Source organism: Burkholderia aenigmatica, from assembly GCF_048627025.1.
Lineage (GTDB): Bacteria > Pseudomonadota > Gammaproteobacteria > Burkholderiales > Burkholderiaceae > Burkholderia > Burkholderia aenigmatica.
Map to the genome: position 1 here is coordinate 603,079 of NZ_CP184469.1, position 22,541 is coordinate 625,619.

At 64.4% G+C, this 22,541-nt stretch carries 18 protein-coding genes and 1 pseudogene; 10 read left to right on the forward strand and 9 right to left on the reverse strand.

Annotation, left to right across the window (positions count from 1 at the left end; all coding sequences use genetic code 11):
- Positions 1-13: 13 nt before the first annotated feature.
- The 4 genes from ACN8ZM_RS19765 to ACN8ZM_RS19780 form a co-directional block, all read right to left on the reverse strand.
- A complete protein-coding gene (locus ACN8ZM_RS19765) occupies positions 14-214 on the reverse strand; it encodes a DUF1656 domain-containing protein (protein WP_420212133.1) in 201 nt (66 codons plus the stop codon).
- Entirely contained in the window at positions 204-1,712 is a 1,509-nt protein-coding gene (locus ACN8ZM_RS19770) for an efflux transporter outer membrane subunit (protein ID WP_420212134.1), read from the reverse strand. The genes ACN8ZM_RS19765 and ACN8ZM_RS19770 overlap by 11 nt, the downstream gene beginning before the upstream one ends.
- Positions 1,696-3,876, reverse strand: coding sequence for an FUSC family protein (locus ACN8ZM_RS19775; protein WP_420212135.1), 2,181 nt, complete (start codon positions 3,874-3,876; stop codon positions 1,696-1,698). Before ACN8ZM_RS19775 ends, ACN8ZM_RS19770 begins: the two co-directional genes overlap by 17 nt.
- Before the next feature lie 298 nt (positions 3,877-4,174).
- Positions 4,175-5,128: a LysR family transcriptional regulator gene (locus ACN8ZM_RS19780; RefSeq protein WP_420212645.1), complete on the reverse strand. Its 954-nt coding sequence runs from the start codon at positions 5,126-5,128 to the stop codon at positions 4,175-4,177.
- A gap of 286 nt (positions 5,129-5,414) precedes the next feature.
- Here ACN8ZM_RS19780 and ACN8ZM_RS19785 point away from each other — a divergent pair, with 286 nt between their 5' ends.
- Entirely contained in the window at positions 5,415-6,317 is a 903-nt protein-coding gene (locus ACN8ZM_RS19785; protein ID WP_420212136.1) for a LysR family transcriptional regulator, read from the forward strand.
- Positions 6,318-6,380: 63 nt separating this feature from the next.
- Here ACN8ZM_RS19785 and ACN8ZM_RS19790 read toward each other — a convergent pair whose 3' ends face one another.
- Both ACN8ZM_RS19790 and ACN8ZM_RS19795 read right to left on the reverse strand, forming a co-directional pair.
- Positions 6,381-7,352: a LysR substrate-binding domain-containing protein gene (locus tag ACN8ZM_RS19790; RefSeq protein ID WP_420212137.1), complete on the reverse strand. Its 972-nt coding sequence runs from the start codon at positions 7,350-7,352 to the stop codon at positions 6,381-6,383.
- A gap of 641 nt (positions 7,353-7,993) precedes the next feature.
- Positions 7,994-8,731, reverse strand: a complete 738-nt coding sequence (locus ACN8ZM_RS19795) for a GntR family transcriptional regulator (protein ID WP_420212646.1) — start codon at positions 8,729-8,731, stop codon at positions 7,994-7,996.
- 159 nt (positions 8,732-8,890) lie between these two features.
- Between ACN8ZM_RS19795 and ACN8ZM_RS19800 the strand changes: the two genes are divergently transcribed.
- The 5 genes and pseudogenes from ACN8ZM_RS19800 (at position 8,891) to ACN8ZM_RS19820 (ending at position 13,772) form a co-directional block, all read left to right on the forward strand.
- Entirely contained in the window at positions 8,891-9,742 is an 852-nt protein-coding gene (locus ACN8ZM_RS19800) for a fumarylacetoacetate hydrolase family protein (RefSeq protein ID WP_420212138.1), read from the forward strand.
- 42 nt (positions 9,743-9,784) lie between these two features.
- Positions 9,785-11,575 (forward strand): FAD-dependent monooxygenase, encoded by a 1,791-nt coding sequence (locus tag ACN8ZM_RS19805; protein ID WP_420212139.1) that lies wholly within the window; start codon positions 9,785-9,787, stop codon positions 11,573-11,575.
- Between the two features lie 11 nt (positions 11,576-11,586).
- Positions 11,587-12,528 carry a VOC family protein gene (locus ACN8ZM_RS19810; protein WP_420212140.1) on the forward strand — a complete coding sequence of 314 codons (942 nt, stop codon included), beginning with the start codon at positions 11,587-11,589 and terminating at the stop codon, positions 12,526-12,528.
- Between the two features lie 199 nt (positions 12,529-12,727).
- Positions 12,728-13,243: pseudogene (locus ACN8ZM_RS19815) on the forward strand (NAD(P)/FAD-dependent oxidoreductase); the annotation flags it as partial.
- A 100-nt stretch (positions 13,244-13,343) separates the two neighbouring features.
- Positions 13,344-13,772 (forward strand): hypothetical protein, encoded by a 429-nt coding sequence (locus ACN8ZM_RS19820; protein WP_175022126.1) that lies wholly within the window; start codon positions 13,344-13,346, stop codon positions 13,770-13,772.
- Positions 13,773-13,844: 72 nt separating this feature from the next.
- Here the strand turns inward: ACN8ZM_RS19820 and ACN8ZM_RS19825 are convergent, their stop codons facing one another.
- The 3 genes from ACN8ZM_RS19825 to codB are packed head-to-tail and all read right to left on the reverse strand — an operon-like array spanning position 13,845 to position 17,156.
- On the reverse strand, positions 13,845-14,522 hold the full coding sequence (locus ACN8ZM_RS19825) for a TetR/AcrR family transcriptional regulator (protein ID WP_043180039.1): 678 nt from the start codon (positions 14,520-14,522) through the stop codon (positions 13,845-13,847).
- Positions 14,523-14,562: 40 nt separating this feature from the next.
- Complete coding sequence (gene codA, locus ACN8ZM_RS19830) at positions 14,563-15,816, reverse strand: cytosine deaminase (RefSeq protein WP_420212141.1); 1,254 nt, start codon at positions 15,814-15,816, stop codon at positions 14,563-14,565.
- 44 nt (positions 15,817-15,860) lie between these two features.
- A complete protein-coding gene (codB, locus tag ACN8ZM_RS19835) occupies positions 15,861-17,156 on the reverse strand; it encodes a cytosine permease (RefSeq protein WP_420212142.1) in 1,296 nt (431 codons plus the stop codon).
- Between the two features lie 556 nt (positions 17,157-17,712).
- Here codB and ACN8ZM_RS19840 point away from each other — a divergent pair.
- From ACN8ZM_RS19840 to ACN8ZM_RS19855, 4 genes are all read left to right on the forward strand, one after another.
- The gene (locus ACN8ZM_RS19840) at positions 17,713-19,002 is read left to right on the forward strand and encodes an NAD(P)/FAD-dependent oxidoreductase (RefSeq protein WP_420212143.1); all 1,290 of its coding nucleotides are present in this window, start codon (positions 17,713-17,715) and stop codon (positions 19,000-19,002) included.
- 17 nt (positions 19,003-19,019) lie between these two features.
- Positions 19,020-19,577, forward strand: coding sequence for a helix-turn-helix domain-containing protein (locus tag ACN8ZM_RS19845; RefSeq protein WP_043180035.1), 558 nt, complete (start codon positions 19,020-19,022; stop codon positions 19,575-19,577).
- A gap of 152 nt (positions 19,578-19,729) precedes the next feature.
- On the forward strand, positions 19,730-21,076 hold the full coding sequence (locus ACN8ZM_RS19850; RefSeq protein WP_420212144.1) for a glutamine synthetase family protein: 1,347 nt from the start codon (positions 19,730-19,732) through the stop codon (positions 21,074-21,076).
- 163 nt (positions 21,077-21,239) lie between these two features.
- Entirely contained in the window at positions 21,240-22,520 is a 1,281-nt protein-coding gene (locus tag ACN8ZM_RS19855) for a hypothetical protein (RefSeq protein ID WP_420212145.1), read from the forward strand.
- The last annotated feature ends 21 nt before the right edge of the window (positions 22,521-22,541 follow it).

Sequence of the window (22,541 nt, forward strand, 5' to 3'; positions counted from 1 at the left end):
GTGGGAGGGGCGGTCAACGTGTCAACAGCAGACCGGTGCCGCTGAACAGGCACACGAACACGGAGACGCGGAACAGTGCCGGGTGCCAGACATGCCGGTAAAGACCCACGCGGGCGATTGTCCGGTCGACGATCCAGAACGCGACGCCACAGCCGATGAAAACCGGTAGCAGGCCGGGTACGAGCAGCGAGACGAACGACACTTCAGCGAACATCTGGGCCTCCGCCGGGCATACGGGCAGCGCCGCCCGTCGATTCGATGCCGCCGCCGAGCGCCATCATCAGTTGCGCCCACGCATCGAGACGCGCGGCACGAAGGTTGGCGAGGCCCTGTTGTGCCTGCAGGAGCTCGGTCTGGGTCGACAGCACGTTCAAGTAGTCCGTGAGGCCGGCGCGATAACCCCGTGCCGCGAAATCGAACGCACTTTGCGCGGAATCGACAGAAGCCTCGATGTCGACCTGCTGGCGCGCGAGCGATTGCAGTGAGACGACCTGGTTTGCGACTTCGCGGAACGCAGTGAGCACTGCCTGGTTGTATGTTTCTACCGCGAGGTCATAGTCCGCGACCGCGACGCCATACCTGCCCTGTCGCAGGCCGCCATCGAAGATCGGAAGGGAAATGGCCGCACCGAACCGGTGCGTCATTGCGTCGTTGTTCACGAAAGTGAAGAATCCGCCGAAAGCGGCGGACGCCAATCCGGCGCTCGCAATCAGGTCGATGTTCGGATAGAAGTCGGCCTTGGCCACCCGGATGTTCGTCGACGCCGCTTCCACGCGCCATCGTGCTGCAACGATGTCCGGCCGACGGCCGACGAGTTCGGCGGGCAGGTTCGCTGGCAGCGTTGCGGACACGTCGAACCGCAACGCAGGACGCGCGAGCTGCGAACCGGCCATCGGACCGCGGCCGGTGAGCACGGCCAGTTCGTTGCGCAGCACGGCGAGTTGCCGGTTGAGTTCCTCGATCTGCGCGCGTGTTGCGGCGACCGGCGTACCGGCTTGCTTGACCTCGAACCGGCTTGCCAGTCCCGCCCGGGTGCGGTGTTCGATGATGTCCACGATGCTCTGTTGCCGCTGCAGCGTCGCGAGCGTGACGTCACGCTGGTCGAACGCTTTCGCGAACATGATGTAAGTGCGTACGACGGCGGTTTCGAGCGCCAGACGTGCCTCTCGCGCGTCGGATTCGGCCGCGAGTGCGCTGTCGAGCGTGCCTTCGCGTTCCGCGCGATGCTTGCCCCACAGATCGAGCGCGTAGCTCAGGTCGGCACCGACCGAATTGTTCCAGACGGTATTGCCGCCTGGTGGGCTCGAGCTCGCAAAGCGGGCGAATCTCGCGCGTGAGAAATCTCCACTCGCCGACGCGACCGGATAGCGCGACGCCCCTGCAACGTGAGCGAGTTCGACGGAGCGGTCGATGCGCGCCTGTGCAATGCGGATCGCCGGGCTGTCGGCTATGGCATCTGCGACGAGTGCATCGAGCTGCGGATCTTGCCAGCCGGTCCACCAGTCGTCGCGCGGCCATGCGGCGTGCGACGACGCGGTCGGCAGACCATCCGCGACCTGGACGGGGTCGACGAGCGTCGCGCGCGGTGCGATGCCATCGGTATGCGCGCAAGCGCCGAGCCACAGCGCAGCGAGCGTGGCGATGCCGCGTGCGGCCCACGTGGAGATCGATCGCGCAGTGGTGTGGGGCTCCGGGTTACTCGAGGGTGTCATGAGGCGCGCCGGGCTGGCGTTGCAGCGGAATGAGGTTGCATTGCAGCGAGACGAGTATGAAGGTGACGCAATGAGCCAGATAGGACGCCGAATGGGAAGCCTCGACCGGGGCGCCGGCCAGGGTGTCGAGTGCGTCGATCGCTGCACGTTCTGCGGCGCGCAAGGTCTCGCGGGACGGCTGTTCGAACAATTGCGAGATCGACGCGCAGACCGCGCGCTCGCGTGCGGGCCACTCGGAGAATGGCAACGCAGCGGCGCCGGCCGTGCGCAGGTCGACGACGCTGCGACCGATCTCCAGCGAAGCGAAGGTCCATGCGAACAGTTCGTGTTGGCCGAGGCGACCGGTCACAGGACGTGTGCCGATCTGCAGCATGAAGTCGCGCACGCCCGCGTCGAAGCGAGGCATCAACCCGTTGAGGTTGCCGAAGCAGGCGTCGACCGAAACCAGGCGCTTGAGTTGCCGAAGATAACGCCCGATTGCCCAGTCGCCGCCATACGGCGCGACGACGGAATAGGCCAGCGATGCCGCGACTATGCCGAGTATCGACGAGAAGCCGGCGTCGAGCGTCGTCGCCGGCGCATACACGCCTGGATTGGAGACGTTGGCCAGAAAGCAGAAATAGATGCCGAATCCGAGGCCGAATCCGGCCGTAGGCGCGAAAGTGTTCAGGTACGCGCCGACGGCGACGAATAGCGCGAGTGCGGTGGCGAGCGGCACGAAACCCTCAAGGCCCGGCATCAGCACGAAGTTGAAGTACAGACTGGCTATCCACGATGCGGTGCAACCGAGTGCCACCTGGCGTGTCGCTGCGGCCGGGGCCGGCATGATCGAGTAGAGGGCGCTTGCGATGGTGGCGGACACGACGGCGCCAGCCGCGCCGGTCCAGCCCGACACGATCCAGAATGCTGAAACTGCGGAAATGGCGACGATGGCGCGCAGGCCGGCGGCAGCCGAGACCATGCGGTTCGCCGCGGTGACGATCCGGACCGGGCGCATGGTGGTGCTCGACGCGTCGGGGAGCGGGAGGGAAGGCAACCGGAGTACGATGAAATCGTTCAGGTAGGCGTGTAGGCTGTCGAGCGCCTGCTTCAGCAGCGACAGGCCTGTCGTTGTTGTGCGTGACAGTTGCGGGGCAGTTGGCGAAGGCGCGTGCGCTGAGTTTTCTGACAGTCGCGTGACGACAGCACCGACCGCGTCGGCAAGCCGCATGGCAGTGCGCAGGTCGAACGATTTCCCGGGCTCGTCTTTAGGAAGCGCCTGTACTATCTCGTCGCAGTACGTCGTGATGAATTCGGACGCCTCGCTGTCGCCAGCGAGCGCGATGCGGCTGCGATATTGATGCAGGGCATGGAATCGCGCGGCCGCGTCGAGGAATTTTCCGGCCATGCGCGTCATGATGCCGTTGCGCGCGCGCAGTTCCGGATCTTCGAACACGGCGGCGCTGCGCAGGTTTTCGAGTTGAGCGCGCGCTGCAGCGAGCTTCAGGTAACGACGGCTCTGTTCGTCATCCTGCACGAGGGGCTGCGTGAGAGCAGTGCGAACAAAGCCGATGAAATCGGCGTAGTGATCTTCGCCGGTCTTCATCAGGACCGCGCCGACGTGACGTGGCAGGATCAGCGCGCTGACCAGACTGGCCGACAAGATGCCGATCGAAACCTCGCTCAATCCGGTGATGACGTTGGAGATGATGTCGTACGGCCGGTCTATCGATGGTATCGCGGCGATACACGTCGCATAACCGGCAAGGACGAAGCCGTACGACTGGTAGTTCCGGAAGTAGGCGGCACCCCAGGTACAGCATCCGATCCACAGTACGAGTGCCGTCAGGAACAGAACGCGTTCCTGTGGAAATGCGCCGATCAGCACGATGGCGGCAAGATTGCCTACCAGCATGCCGATGCCGCGATAGAAGCCCCGCGCCATCACCATGCCGCTATGCTGATGCATCATCAGGATCACGACCGTCACCATTGCCGTCCGGGGCGCGGCCAGTTCAAGACGCATCGACAATCCCATGGCGAGGACGACTGCGATGGTCGTCTTGGCGACGTGTATCAGTCGCATGCCGTCGGTCCGTCCAAATTCCCGAACCATCCCGGTGAGCGCACGGATCCGGCCCGAAACCTCAACGGGTCTCGATATCGTGTGCTTGTTCTCTGACATGGTGTGGAGGTGAGGAGGCGATCGGCTCGACGAAATTTACGGAATTCAACGGTGGGCCGGTATCGCTGATTGCAGTGTCCCGGACCGATTTGACCCGGGGCGCATCGACGGGACGACCGACGATCGCGCGCCTCGAGGTGGCGGCCGGCGCTGCACGGCACGTGGCTGGCTGCGATCGACAGACTTTACGAAAGTCTGCCGGATCGCGGTAGTGCGGGAACGGGAAACTCTTTGTTCTGCAGACGAGAACGAGAATCGGTCCCGTGTGCTCGCTGTTTCGTATCCGAAGCATGGAGGGTCAGGCGGAAGCCGCCGATATTGCTTCGAAAGGGGATGCTTCGCCGGAGTGTACGAACCACGGCGGATCGAGCAGGGCAATCCGCGCGTGCTCGATGAACAGCTTCAGCTTGTTGCTCGTGAACGGGCTTCGTGGGTAGACGGCGTAGATGATTTCGTCCTGTGGCGTCTCGCTCGCGAGCACGCGCATGAGTTGTCCATCGCGCAGGTGTCGGTCGGCGATGTAGAGCGGTAGCAGTGCGATTCCGATGCCTTGTATTGCGGCATCGCACAGCGTCTCGCCATTGTTGGCGAGAAAGGCGCCGCCCGGGCTGACCGTCCGGGGCTTGCCCGGACTGCCAGGCGTGGAGAAGGACCATGTGACGGACGGCGGGACATTGCTGTAGTTCAGGCATTTGTGCTCGGACAACTGGTCGATGGATGTCGGTTCGCCATACCGTTCAAGATAATCCGGACTGCAGACTGCGACCCGGGTGCAGGTGGCGATCCGGCGTGCGATCAGCGTGCTGTCCGGAAGCCGTGCGGAGCGGATGGCGACGTCGAACCGCTCGGCCTCGATGTTGACGATGCGATCGTCGGTTTCGAGCGTGACGCGCAATTGCGGATGGGCGGCGGCAAATTTTGCAATCGCCGGCCCCAGCCATCGCCGCGTCAGGCTTACGGGCGCTGTAATGCGGAGTTCGCCGCACAGTCCGTGCGACCGCTCGGCGATTTCCTCGGCGACGCCGGCGAGTTGCTGCATCGATTTCGACGCGGTCTGGTAGAAAATGAGGCCGACCTCTGTCGGGACGACGTTCCGCGTGGAGCGCATCAGCAATTGCACGCCGAGTGTGCGCTCCAGATCGCTGATGCGTTTGCTGACAACGGATTTCGACAGCCCCAGCCGCCGTGCGGACTCGGTGATGCTTTGCTGGTCCACTGCGAGCAAGAATGCCTGAATGTCGTCGTGGTTCAAGGATTTCATGATGTCACTTCGGTAAGCGTCTCGGCATGGTTCGCAGGCGGAGAACTTGACGAATCGTGCGACGAATTCTCCGAGTCGGCCGCGCAGGGCGGCCCGCATTGGGAGATGGGTGTAGGTGCGGGCGTTTCGCGAGCGTGGAAGCGGTGGGCATCTTGATCGCGTTGGCGCGGCACCAGAGGGTTAATCGGATGCCTTAAGCGTAGAGGATCAAGTTTTGCGCCGGTAGACTGCGCGAGTTATCCTCAGTGTCCCATTTATGGAACGATCAACCGCGCAGATGCAAGACCTCAACGATCTCTATTTCTTCGCGCAAGTGGTTGACCACCGGGGGTTCGCACCCGCCAGCCGAGCCCTGGGTATTCCGAAATCCACATTGAGCCGGCGGATTGCGACGCTCGAGCAGCATCTCGGCGTGCGGCTCGTCCAGCGGTCCACTCGGCAGTTCTCGATTACCGATATCGGTCAGCATTACTACAATCACTGCAAGGCAGTGCTTGTCGAGGCCGAGGCGGCGCAGGAGGCCATCGAGCAAATGCGATCGGAGCCGCAGGGGGTGATCCGGGTGGTCTGTCCGGTCGCGATGCTGCATGCACGGATCGGTGCGATGCTGGCTGAATTCATGGCCGGCACGCCGCGCGTTACGGTCCATCTCGAGGCGACCAACCGCGTCGTCGACGTGATCGGCGAGGGCGTGGACATCGCCATTCGCGTACGGCCACCGCCATTGAAGGACAGCGACCTCGTGATGCGCGTGCTGGGCGAGCGCGCCTGGTGCCTCGTGGCGAGTCCTGAAGTCGTGCGGCGGCACAATATCGAGGCGCCGACCGAACTGGGCGGCTGCCCGATCCTCGATTTTGGTCCCCCACAGCCGCAGCATGCGTGGCTGCTCGACGGCCCGGATGGCGTTCAGACGACGATTCGGTTTGTGCCCCGGTTCGTAACGGACGACATGATTTCTTTGCGTCAGGCCGCAGTTGCCGGTGCTGGCGTTGTCCAGTTGCCCACGATGATGGTGAGTGACGAGATCCGGCGTGGAGAGCTTGTCCATGTATTGCCGGGTTGGTTGCCGCGGAGCGGCATCATCCACGCCGTGTTCCCCTCCCGTCGCGGATTGCTGCCGTCGGTGCGCGCGTTGCTGGACTTTCTGGTTGATGCGTTTGCCCGGATCGATGAAGCGTGATCTACAGCGGCGGTTCCCGGGGGCGGACGGTATCTGCAGTGCGCGTCGAGGCTAGGCGAGGCGTTATGGCTCATCGAGGGCCTCAAAGCGTTGAGCGAGAAAATCCAGGAGGAGTCGCACCGCAGGTGGCATGCCTTTCCGTGTCGAAAAGACCGCTTGAATGACGTCGCGACTCGGTGACCAGTGAGGCAGGATGCGAACGAGGGCGCCGTCGTCCAACTGATCACGGACCATCATCATCGGTAGTTGCGCGATGCCAAGACTGGCGATGGCCGCCTTTCGCAGCGTCAGCAAGTCGGTTGTGACGAAGCGAGGCGTGTGATGGACGGCCACTTGCGCGCCGCTCGGGTCGGCAAGTGTCCACACGTGTCCAGCTGCCGGCAAGCCAAAGCCCAGGCTCGGCCATGACTGAAGATCGGCCGGCGTGCATGGCGGGCCGAAGCGATCGCGCAAGGCGGGACTCGCGACCAGGCATTGGGCAGCCTGACCAAGCACGCGTACAACGAGATCCTGGGCGTCGAGCGAGTCGGACTTCGAATATATCGCGATGTCGAGCCGTTCACGAATGACGTCGGTCTTCCTGTTCATGCCGACGAGTTCAATCCTGATCTCGGGGTAGCGTGCGGCAAACGCGATAAGTGTTGCGCCGACGTATGTATGGAGCAGCGCAATTGGGCACGACAGGCGAACGGTGCCGCGCGGTTGCGTATGGGCAGATGTGATCAGTGCTTGGGCCGCATCGACTTTTGCGAGCATGGTCTTGCAACGCGTGTAGTAGATCTGACCGTATTCCGTCGTCGTGAACGACCGTGTGGAACGGTGGATCAGCTTGACGCCCAATTGCCGTTCCAGCAAGGCGATACGGCGACTCAACCGCGATTTCGGTAAACCAAGCACACGTCCGGCCGGTGCGAATCCCCCATAGTCGACGACTTGTACGAAGTAGTAAAGGTCATTGAGGTCGTAACCGAGAGCCGGCGCGACCGTGCGCGATGGCCTGAGAACGCGAGCCGGCGAGTGACTGCTCTGGGGCATGTGGAACATCCGATTTCAATCGATGCCGAAATTGCCTCGACATATCGAGGGTAGAGCCGCACATCGCGGATGTCGTTCGAGACACGCGGTATGCGATGTCGGGTGCGGTCAGGCTCCGATCAAAAGACTCGATGCTTTCATCGCCCGGCGGATGGCGCCCCAGGACGGTCGAGGAAGACGGACCATCGTGGTGGTGCTTGATACGAGCCTGCCCGTTGTTCCAGGCGCAGTCTCGTGGCATGACGTTTGTGCGGTCGTTGTTCGAACTGCGGTCGAGCGCTGCGCATCGTGGGGGATCTGGCGTCTTGTACGTGCCGGGTGTCTTTGACGCGTCCACGATTTCGTTGATCGGCGGCGGGCGATCCATTGACGGAAAGGGGGCAGGCCACGAGGTGCGTGGCAAGTACCGCCAGCTTATTCGATTCGAGGTGCAATGCGTAGCACCGCCAGACAGAACATTGTGTTCTCGTTTATCGAACGGAGCGCACAGGAAGGGGCAAGAAAGCAGCCATTTCAGGATCGTACTGAGGATGCGTGACAGACACGGCGGGCAATCTCCTGGGCCGGCAGCCGTGTGGAAAGTGGGGGGGGCGGTAGCGCGAATCCCGCGAAGGGCAGTTGTGACGAACGGAATGATGGGCTCAGCGTCGCTTGCGCGTCCCGGTGCCGGTTCGCGTAGCGGGCACGGCATTGCCGTCCGGGGCAGCATCTTCGAGCACGAGCTTTGCAGTGGCTGCGAAGTGCTCACGCAATAGTTCGCAAGCGCGATCGGCGTCGCGCGCGATCACGGCCTTCACGATGTCCTCGTGCTCGCGGCCGACATCTCGCTCGCCCGCATGCTGGCTGCGCAGCGACTGATGTCGGTAGCGTGCAGTCTGCGCGCGCAGCGTCGCCGCGAAATGCTTGAGCCATTTTGAACGACAGCCGGCGAGCAATGTCGCGTGGAAGTGGTCGTGCGCACGCTCCCAGTCGGGGTTCATTCGCGGCGGTTCGTCGACAACAGTCGGCAGGCTGTTCACGAGGTGGAACGCCGCGAGCACCGACGCTTCCCATTCAAGGTTGCCGCTCTCCATCGCGTCGCGCAGCGCCTCGGATTCGATGCACTGCCGCACCGACGTGATGTCCTCGAGATCCGCGCGCGACACGGGTGTCACGCGAAAACCACGCTGATCCTCCGCGTCGACGAAGCCGCTCATCGCGAGCCGCGACACGGCCTCGCGCAGCGGGATCGCGCTGGCTTGGTAGCGGTCGGCCAACTCACGGATCTTCAGCTTGGAGCCGGGGGCGAGCGCACCCGACACAATGTCCCGAAGGATGGTGTCGGCCAGTACCGACGCCATGGTTCGCGAGCCGCCGGTCGCTGCGTCGTCAAACGTCATGTCCACGAATATTTCTCTCCAGATGGCCAAATTATATGCAGAACGGTAGATCGTATGCAAAGACTAGGGTAAACATTTAAAGATTAAAATATATATATTTTGTAGATTTGTAGCTAAATCGCGGCCACCCCGGCGGCGCCCCCTTGATCTGGAGATGTCATGCGTTATGTGAATTTTTCGCCCGATGGCCGCAAGCGGATGCTCGGTATTCAGCGCGACTCGACCATTGAGTCGCTTGGCGACGCGACGCTCGAGCAGTTGCTCGCGAGCGGTATTGATCTCGTCGGTTTCGCCGACCGGCACGCGTCGGCCGGCCCGACCTTTCACGTCGACGAGGTGACGTGGCTGCCGCCGCTCACGCGGCCCGGCAAGATTATTTGCGTCGGGCTCAACTACGCCGATCACACGAAGGAAAGCCCATACGAACAGCCTTCCTATCCGACCCTGTTCCCGCGCTTCACAACGAGCCTGATCGGGCACGGTGCGGCGATGATCCGACCGCGCGTGTCCGATTCGCTGGACTTCGAGGGCGAACTGGCCGTCGTGTTGAGGAGTGGCGGCCGTCACGTTCCGAAGTCACGCGCGCTCGAGTGCGTGGCCGGTTACTCGGTGTTCAACGACGGGTCGGTGCGCGAGTACCAGTTCAAGGCGCCGCAATGGACCGTCGGCAAGAATTTCGACGGCACCGGCGCATTCGGTCCCGCGCTCGTCACCGCCGACGAACTGCCGGCGGGCGGTGCCGGGCTGCGGCTGGAAACGCGGCTGAACGGCAAGGTGGTGCAGTCGGCGAACACGAGCGACATGCTGTTCGATGTCGCGACGCTGATCGCGATCGTCAGCGAGGCGATCACGCTGGAAGCGGGCGATGTGATCGTCAGTGGCACGCCGGCCGGCATCGGCTGGGCGCGCGACCCGAAGCTGATCATGCGCGACGGTGACGTGTGCGAAGTCGAGATTGAAGGGCTCGGCATCCTGCGCAATCCGGTTCGCGACGAAGACCCGGCGCAATGAACGCCGGCCGTTGAACGGACCCATCAAGAGACTGAGGAAGACATGAGACAGATTCGAGTCCCGGTGTTGGTGGTCGGCGCAGGGCCGGCCGGGTTGACGACCGCGGCGCTGCTTGCGAAATATGGTGTCGACGTGCTGGCGATCACGCGTTATCCGGGCACCGCCCATTCGCCGCGCGCGCACATCACGAACCAGCGCACCGTCGAGGTGTTCCGCGATCTTGGCATCGAGGAGCGCGTGCGCGCGCTTGCTACGCCGAACGAGCTGATGACCAACAATGTATGGGCGACCAGCTTCGCGGATCGAGAGATTGCGCGGCTCCAGACCTGGGGCACCGGCACGCGACGCAAGGCCGACTACGAGGCGGCCAGCCCGTCCCAGATGTGCAATGCGCCGCAGCATCTGCTCGAACCGGTGATTCTCGGCGCGGCGCGTGAATACGGTGCACGCATCCTGTTCAACACCGAGCTTGTGTCGATTCGTCAGACGGAAGACGCGGTGATTTCGCGGCTCGTCGACGTGGTGACGCGTGAGGAGATCGAAGTGATTTCCGAATACGCGGTGGGGGCCGACGGAGCGCAAAGCGTGGTGGTCAAGCAACTCGGATTTGAACTCGAAGGCGAAATGGGGCTCGGCTGCGCGGTGAACTGCTGGCTCGAGGTCGACCTCGCAAAGTACACCGCGCACCGTCCAGGCGTGCTTTACTGGATGAGCCGGCCGGGCAGCGACTACTGGGTTGGCAGTGGCACGTACGTCTGTGTGCGGCCGTGGAACGAGTGGGTGTTGCTGTTCATGTACAACCCGAAGGACGGCGAACCGGACCTGAGCCACGAAGCGGTGATCGCTCGTGCACGCGCGACGATCGGCGACCCCAATATCCCGATTCGCGTTAAAGCCGTGTCGAAATGGACGATTAACCGGGTGGTCGCGCGCAGCATGGTGAAAGGGCGCGTTGCGATCGCCGGCGATGCCGCACACCGGCATCCGCCGGCGAACGGGCTCGGATCGAACACCTCCATACAGGACGCGTTCAATCTTGCATGGAAGCTCGCGATGATCGTGAAGGGACAGGCGTCGCCGGCGCTGCTGCAGACGTATTCGGACGAGCGGCAGCCGGTCGCGGAGACGGTCGTGAATCGCGCGATCAAGTCGGTCGGCGAGATGTTGCCGATCGCAAAGGCGCTCGGCTTCTCGGAAGGGCAGAGCGCGGAAGCAGGCTGGGCGTCGCTCGACGGTCTGTTCGCCGAAGACGAGGCTGGCCGCAAGCGCCGCAAGGCACTTGCCGCCGCGGTCGAGCAGCAGAATTACCAGTTCAACTGCCACGGCGTCGAGCTGGGGCAGCACTACACGTCGTCCGCGATCATGCGTGATGGTGCGACATTCCCGATCCCGTCGCGAGACCCGGAGCTTTACTATCACCCGACTACGACGCCGGGTGCGTCCATTCCGCATGCGTGGATCCAGCACGATGGCGCTCAGGTGTCGACGCTCGACCTGGTCGGGCGCGGTGCGTTCACCGTGCTCACGGGTTCCGGTGGTCAACCGTGGCTCCATGCCGCGAAGCAGATGGCCGACGAATTCGGTGTCGACGTCCGTGCCGTATCGATCGCCCATGGCACGTCGACATTCGATGTATACGGCGACTGGGCGCGACAGCGGGAGATCGAGGATCACGGCTGTTTGCTCGTGCGGCCGGATCGCTACGTTGCGTGGCGCGCCGACTCAATGGTCGACGATCCGGCCGGCGCGCTGCGGCGCGTGCTGTCGCGGATTCTCGACGGCACGCAGTACGCTCGCTCGGATGCCGATGCTGCGGCGCTGGCCGAAGCCTAACGGAGGGCGGAATGACGACTGCGACAAGAAGACGGGCCCCGTTCGGTGTCCACAGCATTGACCATTTCGCGCTCGATGTGCCGAGCCTGACGGACGCACGTCATTTCCTGACGGCATTTGGCCTCGACATCGAAGTCGGCGAGCGCGAACTGCGGCTGCGCACGGAAGCCGGCGGCCATGTGTGGGCGACGTTGCGAGAGGGGGCAGGCAAGCGACTCGCCTATCTGTCGATGAACTGCTTCGCAGATGACTTTGAGCCGTTGAGTGCACAGATTCTCGAGGCGGGCGGCCGTGCGGCGGCGCCGCCGGGATGGCGCGCACCGGAAGACGGCTTCTGGTTCGAGGATCCGGACGGCAATCTGCTGCAGCTGAAGACGGGGGCGAAGACGACACCGGGATGCAAACCGGCGACGGCGTGTAAAACCAGTATCCGGCCGCTGCGCGGCGCGCTGTTCCGTGGCGAATCACCTGCTGCGCGTCCGACGCGATTGTCACATGTGCTGATGTTTACGCCGGACATCGGTCGAGCGGTTTCGTTCTATGAGCAGGCGCTCGGTTTGCGATTGTCCGATGGTTCCGAGGGGATTGTTGCGTTTCTGCATGCACGGCATGGCAGCGACCACCACCTCGTCGCCTTTGCACAAGGCGGCAGGAAAGGTTGGCATCACAGTGCATGGGATGTGCCGACGGTCGACGAAGTTGGTCTTGGCAAGATGCAGATGCAGCAAGCCGGCTATGAGCAAGGGTGGGGCGTGGGACGCCATGTGCTCGGGTCGAACTATTTTCAGTATGTGCGCGATCCTTGGGGCTCGTACTGGGAATATTCGGCCGATATTGACTATGTCGGTGCGGGTGTCGAGTGGCCGGTAGGCAATCATCCACCGGAAGACTCGTTGTATCTGTGGGGCCCGGATGTACCGGCATATTTTTTCGAAAATACCGAGATGCCCTGATTCGCACGGGCTCGGTTGCTTCGTGCCGTGGGCGTAGGGATTCTTCGAGACATCCGGAAGGGTTGACGGACCTTGGGGCCACGCTCATTGGGGCGTCGAAATTCTTAGGCCAGGGCGTGCGGTTCACCCGCTTGTTTCCGTGAAATTGCCGTGCTAATTTTTCATGAAATTTCTCGGCGAAAATTTCACGAGAGTCCGCATGTTCGCGCAGTCCGACCGTCACGTCGCAAGCTACTACGCCGGCACCTATCCGGCGCCGATCCCGCATCGTCCGGAACTGGATGAACGCATCGACGCCGACGTGCTCGTCGTCGGTGCGGGTTTCAGCGGGCTGCATACGGCGTTGCGTCTCGCGCTTGCCGGCAAGCGCGTCGTCGTGCTCGAAGCGAGCCGCGTTGCGTGGGCCGCGTCGGGCCGCAACGACGCGCACCTGCTGTGGGACAGCATGCGCCGGGCCGCGGCCGAGGTGCGCGAACTGCCCGTTCGTCACGGTTTCGGCATCGCCTACCGGCCCGGCAGCCGGTAGGCGGCGGGGCGGCCGCGGCGCGTCGCGATGCTTGCGCAGGCCCGCGACGAAGCGGCCGAACGCCGGGGCTACGATCGGCTGCGCGTGATCGGCCATGGCGACATGCCTGAATGGCTGGGCGGCACGCGCTATCTCGCGCGGTTCCACGATCCGGAATCCGGCCACCTGAATCCGCGAAAGCTTGCGCTTCGGCCAGGGTAATGCCCGATTTAACGCTTCATTACGTTGGGTTTGCCGGAAAAGTGCTAGATTCGCCCATCGATATCTCGCAATCGGAGAGGGCAAACAGATGCTGAAGAAATTGGCAGGGATGGCCGTGGTGGTCGGTGCGGCGGCGGTGGCGTCGGTGCCGGCCGTGGCAGGCGACACGAACAACGCACTGGGCGGCGCGCTGGGTGGCGTAGCCGGCGCGGCGGTCGGCAACGCGGTTGGCGGCAGCACGGGCACCGTGATCGGCGGGGCAGTGGGTGGTGGCGCGGGCGGTGCGGTGACGTCGAACAAACGCGAACGCACGGGCGCGATCGTCGGCGGCGCACTGGGCGGCGGCGCAGGCGCCGCTGCGGGCAACGCGATGGGCGGCACGGCCGGCGGGCTCGTCGGCGCCGCCGTGGGCGGCGGTGCGGGCGCGGCGCTGGGCGGCCACGTGTCGCGCAACAACTCGCGTTCCAACGATCATCACCACGGCAACAAGCACAAGAAGCGCTACAAGCACGACTGACCGGCGGTTCCCCGGCGAATGTGGATGGCGCCGGGGTGCCGTGCATGAAGGGCGACGGAGGCGGTCAAGCGGTCAATCCGTCTTTCCGTCCCCGGTGATCAGCGCGTTGAGCACCAGATTCGAGATGGTGCGGTAAGCCGCGTCGAAATCGTCGTTTCCCAGCGCGCGCTTGCCGAGCACCAGCAGCATCTGGGGGGCGAAGTCCGCATACGCCTGCGTGGCTGCCCAGATCAGGAAGAACAGGTGCTCGGCATCGACCTGTCTGACCTTGCCTTCCTCGATCCAGCGTTCGAGCACGCGGATGTCGTCACGCAACACCGGAATCAGTTGTTTGCGGATTTCCTTTCCGTAGGTCCTGGCCCCGCCGATGATCTCCAGCGCAAACACCCGCGATCCATGCGGGCGATTTCTGGAGAATTCGAGTTTGGCCCGGATATAGGCCGACATGGCTTCCGCGGGCTCGCGATCGGGCGCCGCAAACTCCCGCATCCTGCCGAGCCAGTCCCGCAATACGTCGTCCAGCACGCGTTGGTAGAGCGCCAGCTTCGTGGGGAAGTAGTACATCAGGTTCTGCTTCGACAGGCCGGCGGCCGCTGCGATAGTCGCAACGGAACTCCCCTCGAATCCGTCGATGGCAAACGATTCTTCGGCAGCGGCGAGAATGGTCGCCTCGAGCGTGTCGCGCAGCGCTTCGCGCCGGCCGTGAGGCCGGCCGGGCGTTCCTGCAGTCGGCTCGGACGGGTGCCTCACGATGCTCCCTCCAGCATGTCGGTCCAGCGTCATCGCCCGCTCAACGCGTGGCTGCTTCAGGATAGGTGATGCGTTCGGGTGCGCGCTGCATGATGACCTTCCCGGCACGGAGCGACAGGCGCACCTTGGCCTGTGTGCGAACCACTTCATAGTCGCAATCCGCGTCGAGGATCAGCAGATTGGCCGGCCGCCCGACCGCGATGCCATAGCGATCGCCCAAGGACATCGCATTGGCGCTGTGCTCCGTCACGAAGTCGAGGCACCGCTGCAGGTCTTCGTAGCCGAGCATGTGGCACACGTGCAGGCCGACATCGAGGATGCGCAGGATGTTGCCGTTGCCGATGGGATACCACGGATCCTTGATCGAATCCTGTCCGAAGCACACGTTGATACCGGCGCGATCGAGTTCCGCGACACGCGTAATGCCGCGTCGTTTCGGGAAGGTGTCGAACCGCCCCTGCAGGTGGATGCTTTCGGTCGGACACGAAACAAAATGGATTTCCGACCGCTTCAGCAACCGGAACAGCTTCGAGCAGTAGGCGTTGTCGTAGGAACCCATCGCGGTCGTGTGGCTGGCCGTGACGCGCGTGCCCATCCCGCGAACCCGCGCTTCCTCGGCAAGCACTTCCAGGAAGCGCGATTGCGGATCGTCGGTTTCGTCGCAATGAACGTCGACCAGGCAGTCCTTGCGCGCCGCGAGCTCCATCAGGAACTTGATGGAACTCACGCCCTGGTCGCGCGTGTTCTCGAAATGCGGAATGCCGCCGACGACGTCGGCCCCCATGTCGATCGCGCGCTCCATCAGCGCACGTCCGTTCTCGAACGACTCGATGCCTTCCTGAGGGAACGCGACGATCTGCAGATCGATGAGATCGCGCGCTTCGTCCCTGACCTCGAGCATCGCCTGCAACGCGGCAAGCGTGTGATCGGTGACGTCCACGTGCGTGCGCACGTGCTGGATGCCGTTGTCGCGCAACATCCCGATCGTGGTGTGGGCGCGGGCTTTCGTATCCTCATGGGTAATGGTGGCCTTGCGCTGGCCCCACCGCTCGATACCTTCGAACAGCGTGCCGCTCATGTTCCACTCGGGTTCGCCCGCGGTCAGTGTCGCATCCAGGTGGATATGCGGCTCGACCAGCGGCGGGATGACGAGATTGCTGCCCGCATCGATGACGTCGTCCCCGTGTGACGTCAGCGGCGACGGCTGGAGGTCGATGCCGCGAATCGTGTCCGCATCGATGTCGATCGTGAAGAGGCCGCTACGGCCGCGCAATCTGGCGTTGATGATTTTCATGAGTATTCCTGTAGTTCGGGGAAGCAGGAGGGCGCGCAGCGGAATCATTCACCCTGAACGGACGGCTCGCGCGCGAACACGCGGGCAATCTGCAGCAGCACGACGTAGGCGGCGGCGGACGCCGCGATGCCGACGATCGGCGCGATCCACGGCGAGGTATAGGCGAGTCCGGCGCCGATTGCATACGCGGCCAGGCCGACCAGGTTGAAGCGCGGAAGGCGGGCGGTGGCAAGCGACGGGTATTGCCCGCGATGGCGGTACCAGTAGTCCGCCATGATCACGCCGCCGACCGGCGGAATGATCGAGCCGAGCAGCACCAGGAACGGAATCAGCAACTCGTACATCCCGCCGACCGCGAGCACGATGCCGATCGCCGCGCCCACGAGTACGAGCGTGCGGCGCCGTTCGGTGCGCAGCAGATGGCATCCGGCGGCCGCCACGTTGTACATCGTCGGCCCCTGGATGGTCCAGAGATTGAGGCACAGCATCACGACCGCCGCGATCGACAGGCCCTGCAGCATCATCACCTCGACGATGTCGGCTTGCTGATAGACGATCGCGCAGTATGCGCCCGCGATGATCATCAGGCCGTTGCCCACGAAGAATCCGATCATGCTGGCCGAGACGGCGCTGCGCGCGCTGCGTGCGAGGCGGGTCCAGTTGGTTGCCTGGGTCGCGCCGCTGGCGAAGGTGCCGATGACCATGGTCACGGCGGCCGAGAACTGCATCGGATGAGACGGCGCGATATGCGTGAGGCCGGCCCACCCGCCGATATCGCGGGTGGCGATCCACATCGACGTCATCAGGAGCACGAACATCAACGGCACGGAGACGCGCGACAGCACATCCATGCCGCGATAGCCGATGATGGCCGTGATGGAAAATCCGAAGCCGAAGAGGATCATCAACGGCGTGGTCACGGAGGCCGGCCAACCCAGTAGCTTGACCAAGACGATCGCCACCGTCGCGGTTCCCCATGCGTACCAGCCGAGTTCGGCGAAGCCGAGCAGGAAATCCGACAGTTTGCTGCCGACTTCCCCGAAGCAGAATCGCCCCATCAGTACCGCATTCAGGCCGCTGCGGGCGGCAATCAGCGCAAGCGATGCCGCATAGGCGGCGAGCAACAGGTTTCCGATGACGGCGATCTGGATCATGCTGACGACGTCGAAGGCGACACCGATCTTGCCGCCGGCAAACATCGTTCCCGTGAAGAACGTGAAACTCAACAACACCATCGTGATGGACAGGAATCCGGTGCGTTTCTCGAGCGGGACTTCGCTCAGCGAGAATTCTCCGTGATCCGATTCGTCCATCGGGCTTGCATCCCGGTTCGTAGGCATCTTGTCTCCCGTCAGCGATTGGGTTGGGTCTGAAAGGGGTTACGGGGCCGTGCTTGGATGGGTGACGCGCTGTTTCAGCGGGTCATTCTCTCAGTCCAAAATTTTTACAAGGGTAAAAATTTCGTCCGAGTGGATGGCAGGAACCTTCACCGGGCCGGTGCGGTTCCCGCGCCAGGCGTTTCGTGTATCGGCCGATCCGGCGCGCGTCATGCCGCGGGCGAGCGCGCATGTCGAGCCGATGTTTCCGGTTTCTGCACCATGGGCAACGCAGGTGCGTGCGGCTGGCGGCAGGCCGGTCGACCCGTCCGACAACGGCGATCGAGGATGGAAGCACGAACCCGCCCGACCTGGACGCCATCGATCTTCGCGGTTTTCACGAACGTCGATTTCGGTGCTGGCTGAGTCTGCCCGGGCAGCGAATCTTCAGCTAACCAGACTAACGGCGCTGCGTTGATTCGTCAGACCGATGCGCCGTTTTTTTTGCTAGCTTGCTTCCGTGAAATTGCCGTGCTAATTTTTCATGAAATTTCTCGGCGAAAATTTCACGGGAGTCCGCATGTTCGCGCAGTCCGACCGTCACGTCGCAAGCTACTACGCCGGCACCTATCCGGCGCCGATCCCGCATCGTCCGGAACTGGACGAACGCATCGACGCCGACGTGCTCGTCGTCGGCGCGGGTTTCAGCGGGCTGCATACGGCGTTGCGCCTGGCGCTTGCTGGCAAGCGCGTCGTCGTGCTCGAAGCGAGCCGCGTCGCGTGGGCCGCATCGGGCCGCAACGGCGGGCAGGCGCTGCTCGGCTGGTCGTGCGACATGCAGCCGCTCGAGGATTCGCTGGGCCGCGACGGCGCGCGTCTGCTGTGGGACAGCATGCGCTGGGCCGCGGCCGAGGTGCGCGAACTGCCGGATCGGCACGGTTTCGACATCGACTACTGGCCCGGCAGCCTGTGGGCGGCGGTGCGGCCGCGGCGCATCGCGATGCTCGAACAGGCCCGCGACGAGGCGGCCGAGCGCTGGGGCTACGATCGCCTGCGCGTGATCGGCCGTGACGAGATGCCCGAATGGATCGGCGGCACGCGCTATCTCGCGGCGCTGCACGATCCGGAGGCCGGCCACCTGAATCCGCTGAAGCTCGCGCTCGGCCTAGCGCAGACGATCGAGCGCGCGGGCGGCCGCATCTTCGAGCAGAGCCGCGTGCTCGATTGCCGCGAGACGGCCGGCGGTCACGTTGCCCGCACGGCGCGCGGCGAAGTGCGCGCGGACGTGCTCGTGCTGGCCTGCAACGCGTATGTCGACCGGCTCGATCGCGACCTCGCGCGCCGGCTGCTGCCGGTCGGCACGTACCAGGTCGCGACCGCGCCGCTCGCGCCCGACGTCGCCCGTGCGCTGCTGCCGCAGAACAGTTGCGTGATCGACAACCAGTTCGTGCCCGACTATTTCCGCCTGAGCCCCGACCACCGGCTGCTGTTCGGCGGCGGCTGCACGTATCTCGGCGGCATCCCGGCCGATATCGCGGCGGCGACGCGTCCGCACCTCGAACGCGTGTTTCCGCAACTGGCCGGCGTGCCGCTCGAGTACGCGTGGGGCGGCCATATCGACATCAGCATGCGCCGCACGCCGGACATCGGCCGCCACGGGCAGCGTTTCTGGCTGCAGGGGTTCTCGGGGCATGGCGTGCTGCCGACGCTCGCGGGTGCGCGCGCGGTGGCCGACGCCGTGCTCGGCGACGAACGCCTGCTCGCGCAGTACCAGCGCATCCGCAACCCGCGCTTCCCCGGCGGCGACCGGCTCGCCGCGCCGCTGGAAGCGATCGGCAAGGCCTGGTACCGTCTGCGCGATACCGTCTGACTGCACCGGAACCCACCATGAACGAACAGGAAGAGATAGAAAGCCTGGCCATCCTGATCCGCGACCTGCGCAAGCATCGCAAGGTCACGCTCAACGATCTCGCGGAACGGATCGGCCGCTCGGTCGGCTTTCTGTCGCAGGTCGAGCGCGGGCTGTCGCGCCCGACGGTGGCGGATCTCACCGCGATCGGCGAGGCGCTCGGCGTGCCGACCACCTATTTCTACAGCCTGAGCAAGCCGCGCAGCGTGCCGTGGGTCACGCGGCCCGACGAGCGTCGCACCGTGTATTACGCGGCCGGCATTACCGACATCCTCGTGTCGCCGAACATGCGTTCGCGCTTCTCGATTCTCGAAAGCCATCTCGCGCCGGGCGCGAGCAGCGGCGAGCGGCCCGTCGACGATAGCGACGAGCAGGGCGGTTTCGTGCTCGAAGGCGAACTGACGATCTGGATCGACGGCGACGATATACCCATCACGCTCGGCCCGAACGACGCGTTCCAGCTTCCTGCGCACAAGCGTTTTCGCTATGCCAACCTGACCGACGCGCCGACGCGCGTGATCTGGGTATTCACCTGAGTTGTCGGCGGGGCGGGCGGTGATGCAGGCCGCCGCGCCACGCAGCCTGTTTGCAGTACTGATTTAAATGCGGCGCGCGTGGTCCGGCGTGCCGCGTGAATCCGGTTCGCCGCGCTGCGGCACCGCCATACAAGACATGGAAAGGATGAGACATGGCTGACGTCGTTCCCGCGCTGGTCGATGAAGTCCGCGCATTCCGGCAGGCGTACCCCGAGATCCGTTATGTCGACCTGATCTGCCTCGACCTGCCCGGACATTTCTACGGCAAGCGCTACCCGATCGATGCGCTCGAAAAGGTCGCGGCCGGCTCGCTGCTGAAGCTGCCGCAGAACTGCATCCTGCTCGGCACGCAGGGCGGGCTCTACAAGATCGGCGACTACTGTTTCAACGACGGCGACCCGGATGCCGTGCGCCGGCTGATCCCCGGCACGCTGAAGCCGGTGACCTGGGAGAGGCAGCCGCTCGGGCAGATGCTGATCACGACGGACGGCACCGACGCGCCGGTCGAGTTCGAGCCGCGCGAGGTGCTCGCGCGCGTGCTGAAGCGGCTCGCGCGGCGCGGCATCCGGCCGGTCGTCGCGTTCGAGCTCGAGTTCTACCTGTTCGACGCGCAGCTCGAGGAGGGGATGCCGAAGTATCCGCGCGACCGCCTGTCCGACGATCGCGACGATCAGCCGAACATGCATATCGAGCGGCTGTCGCGCTTCTCCGACGTGCTGCACGAGATGGTCGACGTCGCCTGCAAGCAAGGGGTCGACGCGACCGTGATCACCGCCGAGCTCGGGCCGGGCCAGTTCGAGATCAACTTCGGCCATTGCGACGACGGGCTGCGCGCGGCCGACTGGTCGGCGATGTTCTGCCGCAGCACGCGCGGCGTCGCGTTGCAGCACGGCTATCGCGCGAGCTTCATGGGCAAGCCGTACCTGCATGCGCCGGGCAGCGGGATGCACGTGCACGTGAGCCTCTACGACGATGCAGGGCGCAACCTGCTTGCGGCGGACGGGCAGCGGCCGCTGCGGCACGCGGTGGCCGGATGCCTCGCGCTGCTGCCGCATTGCATGCCCGTGTTCGCGCCGAATCACAACGCGTTCCGGCGTTACGGTTCGATGGTGAACGCGGCGAGCCGCGCGAGCTGGGGCTTCGAGGATCGCGATGCATGCATCCGGATTCCCGAGTCGGATGCGCGCAACCTGCGGATCGAGCACCGGCTCGCGAGTGCGGACGCGAACCCGTATCTGGTGCTCGCGGCGATTCTCACCGGGATGGAGCACGGGCTCGATGCGAGGATCGAGCCGATCGCGCCGCTCAACGAGGATCGCGGCAGCGGGATCGATTTCCCGAAGGAGATGCTGTCGGCCGTCGCGGCGATGCAGGATCATGCGGCCGTGCGCGAAGGGCTCGGCAGCGAGTTCGTGATGGTGTATTGCGAGAACAAGCGGCAGGAGGAGCTGGATTTCCGCAATGAGATTGGCACGCGGGAGTATCGGTGGTTTTTGTGATCGGTAACGGGGCGGCGGTTCCTGCGCGGTTGCGTGTTTGATAAGCTGCGGCGTACACGGCGGCCGGTTCCGGTTCCGCCGCGGGCGACCGGCTGCCCCGACGCGCAGCGGATGGGCAGATTCGGATCCCGGCTTCGCTCGATAATCAAAAAGAGAGGGCCCCGTGACGACCGATCACCGAGATACCGAACCGCCATCCACGCGCGTCGAGGAAGTCGTGAGCGAGCATGCCGGGCCACCGGCCGGCACGCCGCGTCTCCCGGCCGTGTTGCTGTGGGTGTCCGGATTTCCGCTCTGGGGGCTGCTGGCAGCCGCCGTGATCTGCGTGTCGCGGATCGATCGCGACCTGTCGGTCATCGTGTTCATGGGTGCGCTGATCTTCCTCAGCGAGGTCGGCATCGCGCTGTATGCAGTGGTCGCCGTCGTGCTGCTGGCCTACGCAGTGAGTCGCAAGCCATGGCGTGCCCCGCGATTTGCGTGGGCGTTCTGGCTACAGGTGCTGCTGTTGGTTCTGGCCATAGCGCTGATTGCCACGTTCAAGATCGACGATTACCAACGCCATCACCCGGACCCTCGGGAGGCGGCCCGCGGTCAGCAGATCAATGACGACAATGCCCGCATGACGGCCGCATTGCGCACCGACGATGCAGTCGCGTTTCGGCAGGCGTTTGCCGACTGTGCGGACGATTGCGATCGCGCGACATGGGTGAGCGAGGCGGTCCGCAAGACGGCGCCGCGCAGCCTCGCGGTCACGCTCGAAGGCGTCAGGCATGCGAGCGAGGTACGCCTGGGCGGGAGCGAACTGCAGACGTTCTGCAAGGACGGGGTGGCTTATGTGATGCCGCCCGACATCGCGCTGCGCGTCGGCTTTCGAAACGTGCCGGCGATCACGGCCCAGTTCCTGCCGTTGTGGGGCCCCGACGAACGGAGCGCCGCGCTGCAAGGCGCTGTCATGAGCGGGTCGATCGCACTGATGAACCAGCTCGTTGCGCTGGGTGTCGATCCGCAGCATCTGCAAGGCGACAGCCGCTTCGAGAGCCTGTATGCGAGCGCGGCCGCGGGCGCGGCAATCGCATCGGTCGACTGGCTGGCCAATGCAGGCGTCACGCTCCATGCCGCGGAAGATGTGGACGAGGTCTGGGTTTGGTTCGCGGAGTGGACCGACGCGAATCGGCCGGAAATCGCTCGCAAGGGCGCGGAAGCGTGGCTCGTCGCATCCGCGAAGATACCGATGGATGGCGCGGCGGCGCAGAATCGTATCGCACCGCTCGAGCGGGCGGTGTATGTCGGTACACCGGTACTCGTGCAGGTGTTGTTGCAACACGGATATCGCGTTGCCGATCTGGCGCCGGAATATCGGGCGCGTTTCGATGCGATGCAGGACCCGATCCATCATCCTCACAAGCCGGCACCGGATTCCGTGTGCGACGACGACGCGAACTGATCGCCGCCGTCGAGTGACGCC